This is a genomic window from Nocardiopsis gilva YIM 90087 (assembly GCF_002263495.1).
Lineage (GTDB): Bacteria > Actinomycetota > Actinomycetes > Streptosporangiales > Streptosporangiaceae > Nocardiopsis_C > Nocardiopsis_C gilva.
Window position 1 is genome coordinate 1,121,928 of the sequence record NZ_CP022753.1, and the last position, 15,092, is coordinate 1,137,019.

General features: G+C 70.1%; 14 protein-coding genes and 1 pseudogene. 11 read left to right on the forward strand and 4 right to left on the reverse strand.

The annotated features are described in order from the left end of the window. Positions 1–99: 99 nt before the first annotated feature. Genes CDO52_RS05400 through CDO52_RS05410 form a run of 3 tightly spaced genes read right to left on the reverse strand, consistent with a single transcriptional unit; the run spans position 100 to position 2,476 of the window. Entirely contained in the window at positions 100–633 is a 534-nt protein-coding gene (locus CDO52_RS05400; RefSeq protein WP_017620226.1) for a DUF2165 family protein, read from the reverse strand. Positions 634–668: 35 nt separating this feature from the next. After that, positions 669–1,847: a winged helix DNA-binding domain-containing protein gene (locus CDO52_RS05405; RefSeq protein ID WP_017620225.1), complete on the reverse strand. Its 1,179-nt coding sequence runs from the start codon at positions 1,845–1,847 to the stop codon at positions 669–671. Beyond that, positions 1,844–2,476, reverse strand: a complete 633-nt coding sequence (locus tag CDO52_RS05410; RefSeq protein WP_017620224.1) for a TetR/AcrR family transcriptional regulator — start codon at positions 2,474–2,476, stop codon at positions 1,844–1,846. Before CDO52_RS05410 ends, CDO52_RS05405 begins: the two co-directional genes overlap by 4 nt. 348 nt (positions 2,477–2,824) lie before the next feature. Between CDO52_RS05410 and CDO52_RS29395 the strand changes: the two are divergent. Further along, a pseudogene (locus tag CDO52_RS29395) lies at positions 2,825–3,127 on the forward strand (NAD(P)-binding domain-containing protein); the annotation flags it as partial. 59 nt (positions 3,128–3,186) lie between these two features. Then, positions 3,187–3,534, forward strand: a complete 348-nt coding sequence (locus tag CDO52_RS28565; RefSeq protein ID WP_017620222.1) for an NADPH-dependent F420 reductase — start codon at positions 3,187–3,189, stop codon at positions 3,532–3,534. 95 nt (positions 3,535–3,629) lie between these two features. On the opposite strand, the gene CDO52_RS05420 is transcribed toward CDO52_RS28565, so the two are convergent. Continuing rightward, a complete protein-coding gene (locus CDO52_RS05420) occupies positions 3,630–4,370 on the reverse strand; it encodes a GntR family transcriptional regulator (protein ID WP_017620221.1) in 741 nt (246 codons plus the stop codon). A gap of 247 nt (positions 4,371–4,617) precedes the next feature. Here CDO52_RS05420 and CDO52_RS05425 point away from each other — a divergent pair, with 247 nt between their 5' ends. From CDO52_RS05425 to CDO52_RS05465, 9 genes are all read left to right on the forward strand, one after another. After that, entirely contained in the window at positions 4,618–5,628 is a 1,011-nt protein-coding gene (locus tag CDO52_RS05425; RefSeq protein WP_017620220.1) for a Gfo/Idh/MocA family protein, read from the forward strand. Positions 5,629–5,698: 70 nt separating this feature from the next. Beyond that, a complete protein-coding gene (iolC, locus tag CDO52_RS05430) occupies positions 5,699–6,703 on the forward strand; it encodes a 5-dehydro-2-deoxygluconokinase (protein WP_017620219.1) in 1,005 nt (334 codons plus the stop codon). Then, positions 6,703–7,578 (forward strand): Cgl0159 family (beta/alpha)8-fold protein, encoded by an 876-nt coding sequence (locus tag CDO52_RS05435; RefSeq protein ID WP_017620218.1) that lies wholly within the window; start codon positions 6,703–6,705, stop codon positions 7,576–7,578. The genes iolC and CDO52_RS05435 overlap by 1 nt, the downstream gene beginning before the upstream one ends. Continuing rightward, the gene (gene iolB, locus CDO52_RS05440) at positions 7,575–8,465 is read left to right on the forward strand and encodes a 5-deoxy-glucuronate isomerase (RefSeq protein ID WP_017620217.1); all 891 of its coding nucleotides are present in this window, start codon (positions 7,575–7,577) and stop codon (positions 8,463–8,465) included. The genes CDO52_RS05435 and iolB overlap by 4 nt, the downstream gene beginning before the upstream one ends. A gap of 5 nt (positions 8,466–8,470) precedes the next feature. Then, positions 8,471–10,360, forward strand: a complete 1,890-nt coding sequence (iolD, locus tag CDO52_RS05445; protein ID WP_017620216.1) for a 3D-(3,5/4)-trihydroxycyclohexane-1,2-dione acylhydrolase (decyclizing) — start codon at positions 8,471–8,473, stop codon at positions 10,358–10,360. A gap of 9 nt (positions 10,361–10,369) precedes the next feature. Next, on the forward strand, positions 10,370–11,893 hold the full coding sequence (locus CDO52_RS05450) for a CoA-acylating methylmalonate-semialdehyde dehydrogenase (RefSeq protein WP_033301174.1): 1,524 nt from the start codon (positions 10,370–10,372) through the stop codon (positions 11,891–11,893). A gap of 39 nt (positions 11,894–11,932) precedes the next feature. Beyond that, positions 11,933–12,853, forward strand: coding sequence for a TIM barrel protein (locus CDO52_RS05455; RefSeq protein WP_017620214.1), 921 nt, complete (start codon positions 11,933–11,935; stop codon positions 12,851–12,853). Between the two features lie 171 nt (positions 12,854–13,024). Continuing rightward, positions 13,025–14,005 (forward strand): substrate-binding domain-containing protein, encoded by a 981-nt coding sequence (locus CDO52_RS05460; protein WP_017620213.1) that lies wholly within the window; start codon positions 13,025–13,027, stop codon positions 14,003–14,005. A gap of 6 nt (positions 14,006–14,011) precedes the next feature. Next, the gene (locus CDO52_RS05465; RefSeq protein ID WP_086003458.1) at positions 14,012–15,079 is read left to right on the forward strand and encodes an ABC transporter permease; all 1,068 of its coding nucleotides are present in this window, start codon (positions 14,012–14,014) and stop codon (positions 15,077–15,079) included. The last annotated feature ends 13 nt before the right edge of the window (positions 15,080–15,092 follow it).

Consider the following 15,092-nt stretch of genomic DNA (forward strand, 5'->3'; position numbering starts at 1 on the left):
CCTCACTGCCGTTGATCTCGGCGAAGTGCGCCCAATACCCGCGGGTATTGGGCGCACTTCGCCGAGATCAACGGGGGCGTGGACGTGGGAGAAGTGTCTTCAGTCGCCGACGCGGTCGTTGCGCAACGACAGGAAGATGAGCGCGCCGAGGAAGAACGTGGTGATCCGGTCGGCGGCCGGGAGGCCGTTCCACGCGGCGCTCATCCACATGCCGAACCACTCTCCGCCCACCACCTGGAACCCGGTGAACCACAGCAGGATCCCGGCGGCCAGCCCGATGACGCCCCAGGTCTTGGCGGCGTCGAACGCCGAGTTCTCGCCCCGGAGCGCCCGCGCCGTGCGCCATGCGCCGATCGCGCAGGCCACGGCCACGAACAGCTCGACCGCGATAATGAGGACGTAGACCGCGTGGTGCAGCGCGGGGACGGTGATCGCGCGGTAGTCGATGGTGCTGACCTTGTCCAGGTCCTCGATGTGCGCGTCCATGGACAGCACGTGGGCGACGAAATCGAAGTTGACCCAGTAGTCGGTGACGTTTCCGAAGACGACGAGCAGGCAGAAGAGCGACACCGAGGCCAGGATGGCCGACTTGGCCGCTCGCAGGATGAACACGTACCGGGGGTTGGTCTCCATGAGGGGACCAGTACCCCGGATCGGTCATTGTCGGCTCACCCGGCGAGTTCGCGCTCCAGTGGGGTCCGGTAGGAGGGCGTGAAGCGCGCGTCGCCGAGCCAGTCCGTGAGCTGCTCGGCCGCCGCGCTGATGGCCGCGTGTGCCTCCTGACCGGGGTCGACGCCGGGTAGCAGCCGCCAGGCGATCTCCCCGTCGCTCCGTTGCGCCCACCCGCCGATGATGCGGCCCTTCCACCAGACGGTCGGGCCGATGTTGCCCATCCGGTCGAACAGCGCGGGCCGGTGGTCGGGGTCCAGGTAGAAGTCGCGGTGCCGCCACCCCATGGGCGTGGGATCCAGGCCGGGCAGGAGCATCGCCGCGGCCTCGGGTTCCGCCCGGGGCGGTTCGAGGTCCTCGGGCAGCACGTAGCCGACGCCCTCGTCGAGCTCGACCTCCACCGCGCCGACATCGGCCAGCGCCGCCCGCGTGGCGGTGACGGTCCACCCCGTCCACCACTTCAGGTCGTCGACGGTTCCCGGGCCGAAGGAGGCCAGCCAGCGGCGGGCCAGCTCCGCGCGGCCCTCGGTCTCCGGAAAGTCCTCGAATTCGGGGCCGGGCGTCCAGGCGTGCATGTTGCTGGTCCATCCTCCGCGGCGCGGACCGCGCATGATGCGTCCCTCGGCGGCCAGGATGAACAGGAGGAACGCGGCGACGGTGGAGCTGGACTCGTACTTCTTGCCGGGGGAGAGGGCGAACCGCTGCTCCAGCCCGGGGACGGCTTCCGCCAGCTCGGCGGTGGTCGCCGAGCCGCGCTCGCGCAGAACCCTGATGACGTCGTGGCCAACGCGTTCGAGCCACTGCTCATCGCCCACCTCCGATTCGCGGATGATGCGTAGCAGCCCCTTGGTGCGCTGTGCCGCCGCCGCGCGTCCGGAGGCCGCGATCACGGCGGGGGCCAGGTCGCGGCCGACAACGAACAGGGTCTGGCGCATGCAGGTCGTGCGGAGGAGCAGGTCGGGACGGTAGAGGGCGTCCTCGATCTCCTCCCGGGTGGCGCCGGGCAGCCGCGAGGCGACCGACAGGTAGACGGTCGCCGGATCGGTGGCGTGCAGGGCCACCAGCGCGTCGACCACCTCCGTGGTGTCGGTGGCCTTGGTGCCCGCCGCGAGAAGATGGCGCTCGGCGAGGCGGGCGCGGCGTTCGGCGGGGGTGACGCGGCGGCGGGCGCTGCTCATTCGGTCTTCTCCGTCGAGTCCTGCTGCCCGGGGGCGGGCAGGTCGGGGTTGGGGAGGAGGACGCGCCGGAGCATGTCCTCCACCTCGCCGCGGGTCGGCGCCGCCGTTCCGGCCAGGCCGCCCAGGGTGATGCCGGTGCTGGCGGCGGCTGCGGCTCGGGCGGTGAGTGGGTCGGTGTAGTTGGCCAGCGCGCGGGTGGTCAGCTCGGTGTAGCGGTCGACGATCGGCCGCAGCGCGGGGCGGTGCAGAGCGGCCAGGTACACCTCGAGCTCCACCGTCTGCTGGTCGCGCCACGGGCCGAAGCACTTCATCAGCGCGTCGGCGAGCAGCACCGCCAGCTGCTCGGCGCTGAGCTCGGGCCGGAGGGAGACCCATTCGTCCAGGTAGGCGCCGTAGCGCTCGACGGCACTCTGCAGAGCGGCGTGGAGCAGGTCGTCCTTGGTCGCGAAGTGGTAGGTGGTGGCTCCCAGCGGGACGCCGGCCTCCTCGGCGACCGCCCGATGCGTCAGCCCTTCGACTCCGCGGGCGGCGATGACGCGCTCGGTCGCGGCGATGATCTCCGCGATCCGCCGCTTGGGGTCACGGCGGCGCGGCGTCGATCCGGTGGCCGTGGCGTCGGGCCGGGGCATGCGGATCCTCCTGGGGGGAGATGGTGGGCACTATGGAACAGATGTACTGTACCACTCGTCGCCGGGCTGGGCAGAGCGATCGGTGGCGAGACAGGGGTCCACGGGCTGGAGGTGCCGCGTTGGAAAAGATTCTTTTACTTAGGTGTTTCCTGGCGGGCTGCGGCTGTCCGGCGCGCCTGTGCGGTGGGCGGCGTGATGTGCCGCCAGGGGCGAACTCGCTGCGATTCGGTGCTTGTCTGTTCTCCCCGAGAGCACATTATTGTACAGATGTACTGAAAGTGCGTCGTCGTGATGAGCCCTGATACGGACGGCCCGCACCGCGCCATTCCACCCACAGGGGATACAGCCATGAAGATCGCAGTCCTGGGAACCGGCGGCGGCGCCCGCTGCCATGCCGCCAAGCTCACCGAGCTGGGCCACGAGGTCACCGTCGGAACGCGCGACCCGAAGGCCACCATGGCCCGGACTGAGGCCGACATGATGGGCAACCCGCCCTACCCGGTGTGGCTCGCCGAGCACCCCGGCATCGAGGTCGCGACGTTCGCGGAGGCGGCTGCGGCCGGGGAGCTGATCATCAACGGCATCGACGGCCACAACGCGCTCCACGCCCTTTCGGGGGTCGGCGACCAGAACCTGGCGGGCAAGGTGCTCATCGACTACGCCATCCCCTACGTCTACAACCCCGACATCCCGCACAAGTGGGAGACCCCGTGGGGGTGGATGCCCCGGCTCGACCCCGTGGACACACCGACAGCCTCGGCGAGCAGATCCAGCGCGCGTTCCCCCGGACGAAGGTGGTCAAGGCGTTCTGTACCCAGGAGCAGGAGACCGTCGTCGATCCCAAGAGCGTCGGCGGAGGCGACCACACCATCTTCGTCGCGGGCGATTACGCGGAGGCCAAGACCGCCGTCACCGAGCTGCTGCGGTCGTATGGCTGGGACGACGTGCTCGACCTCGGTCCGCTGGTCAGCGCCCGGGGCATGGAGATGTACTCGGCCATGCACATGGCCATCGGCCTGGCCCTTGGCGGGCACTTCGGGGTGAAGATCGTCCGCTGAACCGCCTGGTCCCCCGTTGATCTCGGGGATGTCGACCGAATACTCGCCGGTATGAGGTCGATATCCCCGAGATCAACGGGGGATCTTGCGTTGTTTCAGGCCGTGAGGGTGAGTTCGAAGGAGTAGCGCGTCGCGCGGTAGACGTGCGACCCGACCTCGACCACCCGGCCGATGTCGTCGTAGGCGGTGCGGTCCATCGTGAGCAGCGGCGCACCGCGCGATTCACCGAGGATCCGGGCCTCGGCCGCCGTGGCGCCCCGGGCGCCGATGCTCTGCGAGGCCATCTTCAGCGTGATACCCGACGCGCGCAGCAGCTGGTAGAGGCCGGTCTCGGCGAGCTTCTCGCGGGTCAGCTCCACGCGGTCCAGCGTCAGGTAGTTGTGCATGAGTGCCAGCGGCTCGTCGCCCGCGTAGCGCAGGCGTTCCAGCAGGTAGACCTCGGTCCCGGGGGCGACCTCCAGATTCGCGGCGACCGCGTCCGGGGCGGGGCCCACACTCAGGTCGAGCACCTCGGTGCGCGGGCGCTGGCCGGCCTGGCTCAGGTCGTCATACAGGCTGGACAGCTCCACCGGACGGCGCACCCGGGGCGTGACCACCTGGGTTCCGACCCCGCGTTTGCGCACCAGCAGCCCACGGTCGACCAGGTACTCGATCGCCCGCCGCAGGGTGGGCCGCGACAGGCCGAGCCGTCCGGCGAGCACGACCTCGTTCTCCAGCCGGGTCCCGGCCGGCATCTCGCCAGCCTGGATGCGCCGCTCCAGTTCCTGGGCGACCTGGAAGTACAGCGGCACCGGGCTGCTGCGGTCGAGGGGGATCGACAGGGGCGACTCTGACACGCGACTCCGTTCTCTTGGTGCTCCTGAGGGGCGTGTAGGTGGGTCGAAGGATCTTTTACCTCGGCGCGGTCGGCCGCGGAAGCTCCCCTCCAGTCTACGTAGTCGACACGTTGCCTGGATATTACGACGTCCATATGTCTAGACAAACTCTTGACAAGATCTTCGCACCCAACGTACAAACTTTCTCAAGGGCTGTGACCCACAGAACAACACCCTGTTGCCTGGATCTACCTGAAAGAGGATGGGTATGCGGATCGGACTCGTCGGCACCGGTCGGATCGGCGCCTCACACGCCGCCGCCATCGCGGCGCGCCCCGAGGTCACCGAGCTCCTGCTCGCGGACGCCGACAGGGACCGCGCCCGCGACGTCGCCGGACGCGTCGGCGCCCACGTCGCCGGTGACATCGCCACGCTGCTCTCTCCAGGCGCCGTCGACGGCCTGGTCATCACCGCAGCGACGGCGGCGCACCCGGAGCTCATCCTCTCCGGGGTCCGCGCCGGGATCCCGGTCTTCTGTGAGAAGCCGGTGGCGCCCGACGTCCCCGGGACCGTGGAGGTGCTGCGCGAGGTCGAGAAGAGCGGCGTGCAGGTGCACATCGGGTTCATGCGCCGGTTCGACGCCGGGTACACCCGCGCCCGCCAAGCGCTGCGCGACGGCGAGCTCGGCGAGCTGCACCGCGTGCACGCCGTCACCTGCGACGCCGCGCCCCCGCCCGCCGCCTACATCCCGACCTCCGGCGGCATCTTCCGCGACTGCCACGTGCACGACTTCGACATCCTGCGCTGGGTCACCGGCCGCGAGGTCACCGACGTCTACGCCTACGGCGCCAACCGCGGCGCCTCCTACTTCGCCGAGGCCGGGGACGTGGACACCACGGCCGCGGTGCTCCGGATGGACGACGGAACCATGGTCACCCTGCAAGGGTCGCGCTACAACGGCGGCGGGTATGACGTCCGTATGGAGCTCGCCGGCTCCCGCGGCACCATCGCCGTCGGCCTGGACGAGCGCGCCCCCCTCCTCTCCGCCGAAGAGGGCGTCGACTTCCCGACCGGCCAGCCGTGGCAGGAGTTCTGGTCCCGCTTCACTCCCGCCTACGAAGCGGAGATCGGGGCCTTCACCCGCATGGTCGCCGACGGGGGAGAGAGCCCCTGCACCGTCGCCGACGCTCTGGAGGCCGTGCTCGTGGCCGACGCCGCCGACAAGTCGATGCGTGAGGGGCGGCCGGTCCAGGTCGCCGAGGTGCGGCCCCAGCTGTAGCGCCACCGCGCCGATCCCGACACCGGCCGGACAGCACAGGAACCGGCCGCAGACTTCAACGGAGGTTCGAGTGAAACCCAGTGACCGCCGGCACTCCGATGGCCGATTCGAGGTCATCACGATGGGCCGCGTGGGCGTCGACATCTACCCGGAGCAGGTGGGTGTCGGGCTGGATCGGGTGCGGTCCTTCGGAAAGTTCATCGGGGGCAGCCCGACCAACGTCGCCGTGGCCGCCGCCCGATACGGACACAGCGCGGCCCTGATCACCCGCACCGGCGAGGACCCCTTCGGCGCCTTCGTGCACTCCGCCCTGCGCGGCTTCGGTGTGGACGACCGCTTCGTCAGCCCCGTTCCCGGCCGCCCCACCCCGGTGACCTTCTGCGAGATCTTCCCGCCCGACGACTTCCCCCTCTACTTCTACGGCCGCGACCCCAAGGCCGCCGACCTGGAGATCGACGCCGCGGAGCTCGACTACGACGCCATCCGCGCCGCCGACATCTTCTGGGTCACCGTCACCGGCCTGTGCCAGGAGCCCAGCCGCACCGCGACCCTGGAGGCGCTCAAGGCCCGCGGCAAACGCGGCATCACCATCATCGACCTGGACTACCGCCCGATGTTCTGGGAGTCGCGCGACATCGCCCGCGAGGTCGTCGCCCAGGCGCTGCCGTATGCCACCGTGGCTGCGGGCAACCTCGACGAGTGGGACACCGCCGTCGGCCGCACCGACCCGAGGTCGGCCGCCACGGCCGCCCGGGACATCGGTATCGACCTCGCCATCGTCAAGCAGGGCCCCAAGGGCGTCCTCGCGGTGGACGACTCGGGTGAGGTGTCGGTCCCCCCGGTCCCGGTCGACGTGGTCAACGGGCTGGGCGCGGGCGACGCCTTCGGCGGCGCGCTCTGCCACGGCCTCCTCTCCGGATGGGACACCGAGCACATCATGCGCTTCGCCAACACGGCCGGTGCCATCGTCGCCTCGCGGCTCTCCTGCTCCGACGCCATGCCCACACAGGAGGAGGTCGAGGCCAAGCTGGCCGCGACCGCCGCGGGGGCGACCTCGACGGGCGGGAGCAGCTGATGTCGACCGACCGACTGCGCGAGATCATCGAGACGCGCGTGCACAACCCCCAGGCGATCGCCGAGGCCGCCGCGCGGCGGGTGAAGCCCGACTCCCTGGTGGGCGAGCACGGCAAGGCGATGATCATCGCCGCCGACCACCCGGCGCGCGGGGCGCTGCGCGCCGGAGCGCGGCCCATGGCCATGGCCGACCGGGCCGACCTGCTCGACCGGCTGTGCGCGGCGCTGGCCCGGCCCGGCGTCACCGGGGTCCTGGGCACCGCCGACATCCTGGAGGACCTGCTGCTGCTCGGAGCGCTGGACGGCAAGAGCGTCTTCGGATCGATGAACCGCGGCGGCCTGGCCGGGGCGTCCTGGGAGATCGACGACCGGTTCACCGGCTACGACACCGCCGGCATCACCGCCATGGGCTTCGAGGGCGGCAAGATGCTGCTCCGCCTCGACTACAACGACGACCGCACCCCCGCCACCTTCGAGGCCTGCGCCAAGGCCGTCGACGACCTCAACACGGCGCGGCTCATGGCCATGGTCGAGCCGTTCATCTCGCACCGCACCGACGGCGTCGTCAAGAACGACCTGTCGCCGGACGCGGTGACCCGCTCGGTGGCCATCGCCTCCGGCATCGGCCGCTCCTCCGCCTACACCTGGCTGAAGGTCCCGGTGGTGGACGAGATGGAGCGCGTGCTGGCCGCCTCGACCCTGCCCGCGCTGCTGCTCGGCGGCGAGCTGGCCGCCGATCCCGAGGCCACCTACGCCCGCTGGGGCGCGGCACTGAAACTTCCCACGGTCAAGGGCCTGACCGTCGGGCGATCCCTGCTCTACCCCGCCGACGACGACGTCGTCGGCGCCGTCGACACCGCTGTGGGGCTGCTGTGAGCACTTCCGAATCCAAGCACTACCTTCCGGCCGGAAGCACCGCCTCCGGCCCGTTCCGCACCGTCGTCACGCCCGAGTCCGCGGGATGGAGCTACTCCGGGCTGCGCGTACTGGAACTGGCGCCCGGCGGCAGCCAGGAGGTCACCACCGGGGACTCCGAGACCCTGGTGCTGCCCCTCAACGGCGGCTGCACGGTGACCGTCGACGGCCGGACGTTCGAGGTCACCGGCCGCCAGGACGTGTTCTCCCGGGTCACCGACTTCGTCTACCTGCCGCGCGAGGCCACCGCGACCGTCGCCAGCACCGGCGGCGGCCGGTTCGCGCTGCCCGCGTCGCGCTGCGGGAAGCGTCTGCCGGCCCGCTACGGCGCCGCCGAGGACGTGCCGGTCGAGCTGCGCGGAGCCGGGCAGTCCAGCCGCCAGGTGAACAACTTCTGCACCCCGCAGACCTTCGAGTGCGACAAGCTCATCGCCTGCGAGGTGCTCACGCCCTCCTCGAACTGGTCCTCCTACCCGCCGCACAAGCACGACGAGGCCACCGAGACCGAGCGCGAACTGGAGGAGATCTACTACTTCGAGGTCGCCGACGGCCCGGTCGGCCCCGGCGTCGGCTACCAGCGGGTCTACGGCACCGAGCAGCGGCCGATCGACGTGTTCGCCGAGGTCCGCAGCGAGGACGTGGTGCTCATCCCGCACGGCTGGCACGGCCCGTCCATGGCCGTGCCCGGCTACGACCTCTACTACCTCAACGTCATGGCGGGGCCGGGGGACGACCGCGCCTGGCTCATCTGCGACGACCCGGCGCACGGCTGGGTCCGCCAGACCTGGGTCGACCAGGCCATCGACGCCCGCCTCCCGCTGTACACGGCCGAGGGAAAGGAGCAGTGAGCCCGGTGACCGAGACCGTCCGGCTGACGACCGCCCAGGCGCTGGTCCGCTTCCTCGCCGCGCAGTACTCCGAGCGCGACGGCGTCGAGCAGCGCCTGATCCCCGGCGTGTGGGGCATCTTCGGGCACGGCAACGTGGCGGGGCTGGGCCAGGCCCTGCTGCAGGCCGCCACCACCGGCGAGACAGCCCCCCACCACCTCCCCTACTACCTCGCCCGCAACGAGCAGGGCATGGTGCACAGCTCGGTGGGCTTCGCCAAGATGCGCGACCGGCTGCAGGCCTTCGCCTGCACCGCCTCCACCGGCCCCGGCTCCACCAACATGGTCACCGGCGCCGCGCTGGCCACCACCAACCGCATGCCGGTGCTGCTCCTGCCCAGCGACATGTTCGCCACCCGCGGCCCCGACCCGGTGCTGCAGCAGCTGGAGGACACCCGCGGCGGCGACGTCTCGGTCAACGACGCGCTGCGGCCGGTGTCGAAGTACTGGGACCGCGTCACCCGCCCTGAGCAGCTCGTCCCCGCCGCGCTGGCCGCCATGCGGGTGCTCACCGACCAGGTGGAGACGGGCGCGGTCACGCTGTGCCTGCCCCAGGACGTGCAGGCCGAGGCCTACGACTGGCCGGTGGAGTTCTTCCGCAAGCGGGTGTGGCACATCGACCGCCCGCGGCCGGACACCGCCGCGCTGGCCCGCGCGGTCGATGCGCTGCGCGGCGCGAAGAAGCCGCTGATCGTGGCGGGCGGCGGCGTCGTCTACTCCCAGGCCATGGCGGCGCTGTGCGACTTGGCCGCGGCGACCGGCATCCCGGTGGCCGACACCCACGCGGGCAAGGGCGCGGTCCCCTGGGACCACCCGTGCGCCGTCGGCGGGCTCGGCTCCACCGGCACCGCGGCCGCCAACACCCTGGCCCGCGAGGCCGACGTGGTGCTCGGCGTCGGCACCCGCTACAGCGACTTCACCACGGCGAGCCACACCGTCTTCGCCAACCCCGACGTCCGGTTCGTCAACCTCAACATCGCGCGCCTCGACGCCGCCAAGCACCAGGCGTCGATGCTCGTCGCCGACGCGCGGACCGGCCTGGAGGCGCTCCGCCGCGAGCTCGACGGATGGCAGGTGGAGCACGCCCACCGGCAGCGCGCCCGGGAGCTGGCCGCCGAGTGGGCGCGGATCACCGACGAGTGCTACCACGTCGACCACGGTCCGCTGCCCGCGCAGACGGCGGTGCTGGGCGCGCTCAACGAAACGCTCGGCCCGCGCGACGTCGTCATCAACGCCGCGGGGAGCATGCCCGGTGACCTGCAGATGCTGTGGCGCGCCAGCGACCCCAAGGCCTATCACGTCGAGTACGCCTACTCCTGCATGGGCTACGAGGTGGCCAGTGGCACCGGCGTCAAGATGGGCGACCCGAGCCGCGAGGTGGTCGTCCTGGTCGGAGACGGCTCCTACCTGATGATGGCCCAGGAGATCGTGACCATGGTCTCCGAGGGCATCAAGGTCATCATCGTCGTGGTGCAGAACCACGGGTTCGCCTCGATCGGGTCCCTGTCGGAAGACCTGGGGTCGCAGCGCTTCGGCACCAAGTACCGCTACCGCGACGAGAAGAGCGGGCTGCTCGAAGGCGATGTCCTCCCCGTCGACCTGGCCGCCAACGCCGCCAGCCTCGGCGCCGACGTCATCCGCGCCGATGGCATCAAAGAGTTCCGCGAGGCCATCGCGCGGGCCAAAGCCGCCGACACCACGACCGTCGTGCACATCGAGACCGACCTGTACGGGCCCAACCCGCCCGGTTCGGCCTGGTGGGACGTGCCGGTGAGCCAGGTGGCCGACCTCGACAGCACCCGTGACGCCGCCGTCACCTACGCCGAGCACAAGGCCCAGCAGCGCCACTACCTGTGACGTGCCCCAATGAGAAGGACGCATGCAGTGAGCACCACCAACACCATCCAGCACTGGATCAACGGGGCCGCCACCCCGGGGGCCTCCACCCGCACCGCACCGGTGTGGAACCCGGCCACCGGCGCCGAGCAGGCCGCGGTCCTGATGGCCGAGACGAGTGACGTCGACACCGCCGTCGTCGCGGCCGCGACGGCCTTCGAGACCTGGGGCGAGTCCTCGCTCACCCAGCGGACCCGCGTCATGTTCCGGCTGCGCGAGCTGCTGGTCGAGCACGAGGACGAGCTGGCCGAGATCATCGCCGCCGAGCACGGCAAGGTGATCGACGACGCCCGCGGCGAGATCGTGCGCGGCCGCGAGATCGTGGAGTACGCCTGCGGCATCATCAGCCACCTCAAGGGCGGTTACTCCGACCAGATCTCCACCGGGATCGACTCCTTCGACTTCCGCCAGCCGCTGGGCGTGGTCGCCGGGATCACCCCGTTCAACTTCCCCATCATGGTGCCGCTGTGGATGCACCCCATCGCGATCGCCTGCGGCAACACCTTCGTCCTCAAGCCCAGCGAGCGCGACCCGTCGGCGTCCAACTTCGTCGCCGAGCTGTACAAGCGGGCCGGGCTGCCCGACGGCGTGTTCAACGTCGTGCACGGCGACAAGGCCGCCGTCGACGCGGTCCTGGACCACCCCGGCATCGAGGCGGTCTCCTTCGTCGGCTCCACCCCCATCGCTAAGTACGTGCACGAGCGCGCCACCGCCTCGGGCAAGCGCGTGCAGGCGCTGGGCGGCGCCAAGAACCACGCCGTGGTTCTTCCCGACGCCGACCTGGAGTACGCCGCCAACCACCTGACCGCCGCCGCGTTCGGCTCGGCCGGGCAGCGGTGCATGGCGATCTCCGCCGCCGTGGCGGTGGGCGAGGCGGCCGACGCGCTGCTGCCGGTCCTCGCCGAGAAGGCCAAGGCCATCAAGGTCGGCCCCGGCCAGGACGTCGGCAACGACATGGGCCCGGTCATCACCGCCCAGGCCCGCGACCGCGTCACCTCGTATGTCGCCTCCGGCGTCGAGCAGGGCGCGGTGGCCGTGGTCGACGGCCGCGACCTCAAGGTCGAGGGGCACGAGGACGGCTTCTTCGTCGGTCCCACGCTGCTGGACCGGGTCACCAAGGAGATGGACGTCTACACAGACGAGGTCTTCGGCCCGCTGCTGGTGGTCGTCCGCGCAGCCGACCTGGACGAGGCGATCGAGCTGATCAACGCCAACCCGTACGGCAACGGCACCGCGATCTTCACCGGCGACGGCGAGTCCGCCCGCCGCTTCCAGCGCGGGGTCCACGTCGGGATGATCGGCGTCAACGTGCCGATCCCGGTGCCGATGTCGCACTACTCCTTCGGCGGCTGGAAGGACTCGCTGTTCGGCGACAACCACATCCACGGCCCTGAGGGCGTCCACTTCTACACCCGGGCCAAGGTCGTCACCAGCCGCTGGCCGCACGTCTCCCGGTCCGTCGAGGCCGCGTTCAACTTCCCGACCCACGGCTAGCGCCGCGGACAGCCACCCCGCCTACGAAAGGTCGACGCAATGACGGAGATGAGCGAGAAGCTGGTCCTGGGCTCCGCCCCCGACTCCTGGGGCGTGTGGTTCCCGGAGGACGAGTACCAGACTCCGTGGAACCGGTTCCTCGACGAGCTCGCCGAGTCCGGCTACGACTGGCTCGAGCTCGGCCCCTACGGCTACCTGCCCACCGACCCGAAGCAGCTCGCCGACGAGGTCGGCAAGCGGAACCTGAAGGTCTCCGGCGGCACCGTGTTCGGCTCGCTGCACCGCCCGGAGCGCTGGGACGACATGCTCTCCACCGTGCGCAAGGTCGCCGAGCTGACCGCAGCGGTCGGAGCGCACCACCTGGTGTTCATCCCAACGATGTTCCGCGACGAGAAGACCGGGGAGTTCTCCGAGCCGCCGACGCTCGACGACGGACAGTGGACCGCGCTGACCAAGGCCGCCGACGAGCTCGGCAAGATCCTGCTCAACGACTACGACGTCCGGCTCTGCCTGCACTCGCACGCCGACTCCCACATCCAGACCCAGCCCGAGATCGAGCGGTTCCTCGACGGCACCGACTCCGACCTCGTCTCCCTGTGCCTGGACACCGGGCATGTCGCCTACGGGGGCGGCGACGCCGTCGACCTGATCAGCCGCTACTCCGAGCGGGTCGGATACGTGCACATCAAGCAGATGGACCCGGAGATCATCCGGCAGGTCAACGAGGAGCGCCTCTCCTTCGGCGAGGCCGTCAAGCGCGGCGTGTGCGTCGAGCCGCCCGCGGGCGAGCCCGCACCGGCCGCCGTGGTCGACGCGCTCAAGGAGGTCGACGCCCGCCTCTTCGTGATCGTCGAGCAGGACCTCTACCCGTGCGAGCCGGATGTGCCCAAGCCCATCGCGGTGCGCACCCGCAAGTACCTCAACAGCTGCGGGCTGGGAGCCCGTTACCAGAAGGCGTGAGATATGGCGTGAACCTCGCCTGTATCACCCACCGCTGAACCCGGGCCGGATTCCCCCGCCGGCCACAAGCCCGCCGCCGGCCCGGATTCCCCGCAAGTCGTACCACCCACCGCGACCACGAAAGGTTTCCACCGATTCACCCCACACTCCTCCTCCTGAGAGGTTCCCGTCATGAACTACACCCGCAAACTCACGATCGCCCTCGCCGGTGCCGCCAGCATCGTCCTGGCCGCCTCGGCCTGCAGTTCCGAGGGCGGTAAGCAGGAGACGGCCGCCGGCGGCGCCGACACGCCGGAGCTCACCATCGCGATGATCACCCACGAGGTCCCCGGAGACTCCTTCTGGGACAAGGTGCGCGCCGGTGCCGAGGCCGCGGCGGAGAAGAGCAACGTCACCCTCGAGTACTCCTCCGACCCGGAGGCCACCAAGCAGGCCACGCTGATCCAGACCGCCATCGACAAGAAGGTCGACGGCATCGCGGTCACCCTGGCCAAGCCCGAGGCGCTCAAGGGCGCGATCAAGAAGGCCAACGAAGCCGGGATCCCCGTCGTCGGCCTCAACGCCGGGCTCGACCACTGGGAGGAGCTCGGGCTCACCGAGTACTTCGGCACCGACGAGTCCGTGGCGGGTGAGGCCTTCGGCGAGCGGCTCAACGAGGTCGGGGCCGAGAAGACGCTGTGCGTGATCCACGAGCAGGGCCACGTCGCCCTGGAGACCCGCTGCTCCTCGCTCGCGAAGACGTTCGACGGCGATTCCGAGACCCTGTACGTCGACGGGGCGAGCATGCCCGACGTGAAGTCGAGCATCACCTCCAAGCTCCAGGAGGACAAGGACGTCGACTACGTCGCCACGCTCGGCGCCCCCTACGCGATGGGCGCACTGGACGCGGTCGACAACGCGGGAAGCGACGCCAAGGTCGCGACCTTCGACACCGACAAGAACCTGATCGGCGCGATCCAGGACGGCCTCGTGGAGTGGGCCGTGGACCAGCAGCCCTACCTGCAGGGCTACCTGGCCGTCGACGGCCTGTGGCTCTACAACGTCAACGGCAACGTCTCCGGCGGCGGCAAGGCCGTGCTGACCGGTCCGAGCTTCATCGACAAGAGCAACATCGACGACATCAAGGTGTTCGCTGAGAAGGGCACCCGGTGACCCACCATGAGCCAGACACTGACCGCTAGGGAGCCCGTGTCCGAGACGTCCGAGAAGACGTTGCGGGTGGGCCAGCGCTCCCTGCTGAGTCGCTTTATGCGCCGCCCCGAAGTGGGCTCGCTCCTGGGCGCGATCGTTGTCTTCGTGCTGTTCTTCGCCCTGGCCGAGCCGTTCCGGCAGGCGTCGTCGCTGATGACGGTGCTGTACGCCAGTTCGATCATCGGCATCATGGCCGTGGGCGTCGCGCTGCTGATGATCGGCGGGGAGTTCGACCTGTCCGCCGGTGTCTCCGTCATCACCGCGTCGCTGGCCGCTGCGATCCTCAGCTTCCAGCTCAACCTCAACGTTTGGGCGGGCGCCGGCCTCGCACTGGCCCTCGCGCTGACCATCGGGTTCGTCAACGGTGTGATCCTGGTGCGCACGAAGCTGCCCAGCTTCCTGGTCACACTGTCGATGTTCCTGATGCTGCAGGGGCTCAACATCGCGGTGACCAAGCTGATCACCGGCAAGGTGTCGACCGACAGCATCCGCAATATGGACGGGTTCGCCTCCGCGCAGGTGGTGTTCTCCTCCTACGTGCCCATTCCCGGCCTGGGCGTCAGCGTCCGGATCACCGTGCTGTGGTGGATTCTGTTCGTCGCCGTGGCCACGTGGGTGCTGATGCGCACCAAGGTCGGCAACTGGATCTACGCCGTCGGCGGCAACGCCGAGAGCGCCCGCGCCGTCGGCGTGCCGGTGGCCAAGGTCAAGATCGGGCTGTTCATGACCGTCGGGTTCTTCGCCTGGTTCAGCGGGATGCACCTGCTGATGGCGTCCGGCGTGCAGCAGTCCGGTGAGGGCGTCGGCAACGAGCTGCTCTACATCATGGCCGCCGTGGTCGGCGGATGCCTGCTCACCGGTGGCTACGGAACCGTCATCGGCGCGGCCATCGGTTCGCTCATCTACGGCATGACCAAGCAGGGCATCGTCTACGCCGGCTGGGACAACAACTGGATCATGTTCTTCGTCGGAGCGATGCTGCTGCTCGCCGTCGTCGTCAACATGTGGGTCCGCACCCAGAGTTCGAAGAGGTGACCGCGGGGTGAAT

Bases quoted from the DNA above. Each gene is read 5' to 3' on its own strand.
- CDO52_RS05455 (WP_017620214.1), top strand. From the start codon at position 11,933: ATGACGGAGATGAGCGAGAAGCTGGTCCTGGGCTCCGCCCCCGACTCC.
- CDO52_RS05410 (WP_017620224.1), bottom strand. From the start codon at position 2,476: ATGCCCCGGCCCGACGCCACGGCCACCGGATCGACGCCGCGCCGCCGT.
- CDO52_RS05400 (WP_017620226.1), bottom strand. From the start codon at position 633: ATGGAGACCAACCCCCGGTACGTGTTCATCCTGCGAGCGGCCAAGTCG.
- CDO52_RS05460 (WP_017620213.1), top strand. From the start codon at position 13,025: ATGAACTACACCCGCAAACTCACGATCGCCCTCGCCGGTGCCGCCAGC.
- CDO52_RS05465 (WP_086003458.1), top strand. From the start codon at position 14,012: ATGAGCCAGACACTGACCGCTAGGGAGCCCGTGTCCGAGACGTCCGAG.
- CDO52_RS05405 (WP_017620225.1), bottom strand. From the start codon at position 1,847: ATGAGCAGCGCCCGCCGCCGCGTCACCCCCGCCGAACGCCGCGCCCGC.
- CDO52_RS05450 (WP_033301174.1), top strand. From the start codon at position 10,370: ATGAGAAGGACGCATGCAGTGAGCACCACCAACACCATCCAGCACTGG.
- CDO52_RS05425 (WP_017620220.1), top strand. From the start codon at position 4,618: ATGCGGATCGGACTCGTCGGCACCGGTCGGATCGGCGCCTCACACGCC.
- CDO52_RS05435 (WP_017620218.1), top strand. From the start codon at position 6,703: ATGTCGACCGACCGACTGCGCGAGATCATCGAGACGCGCGTGCACAAC.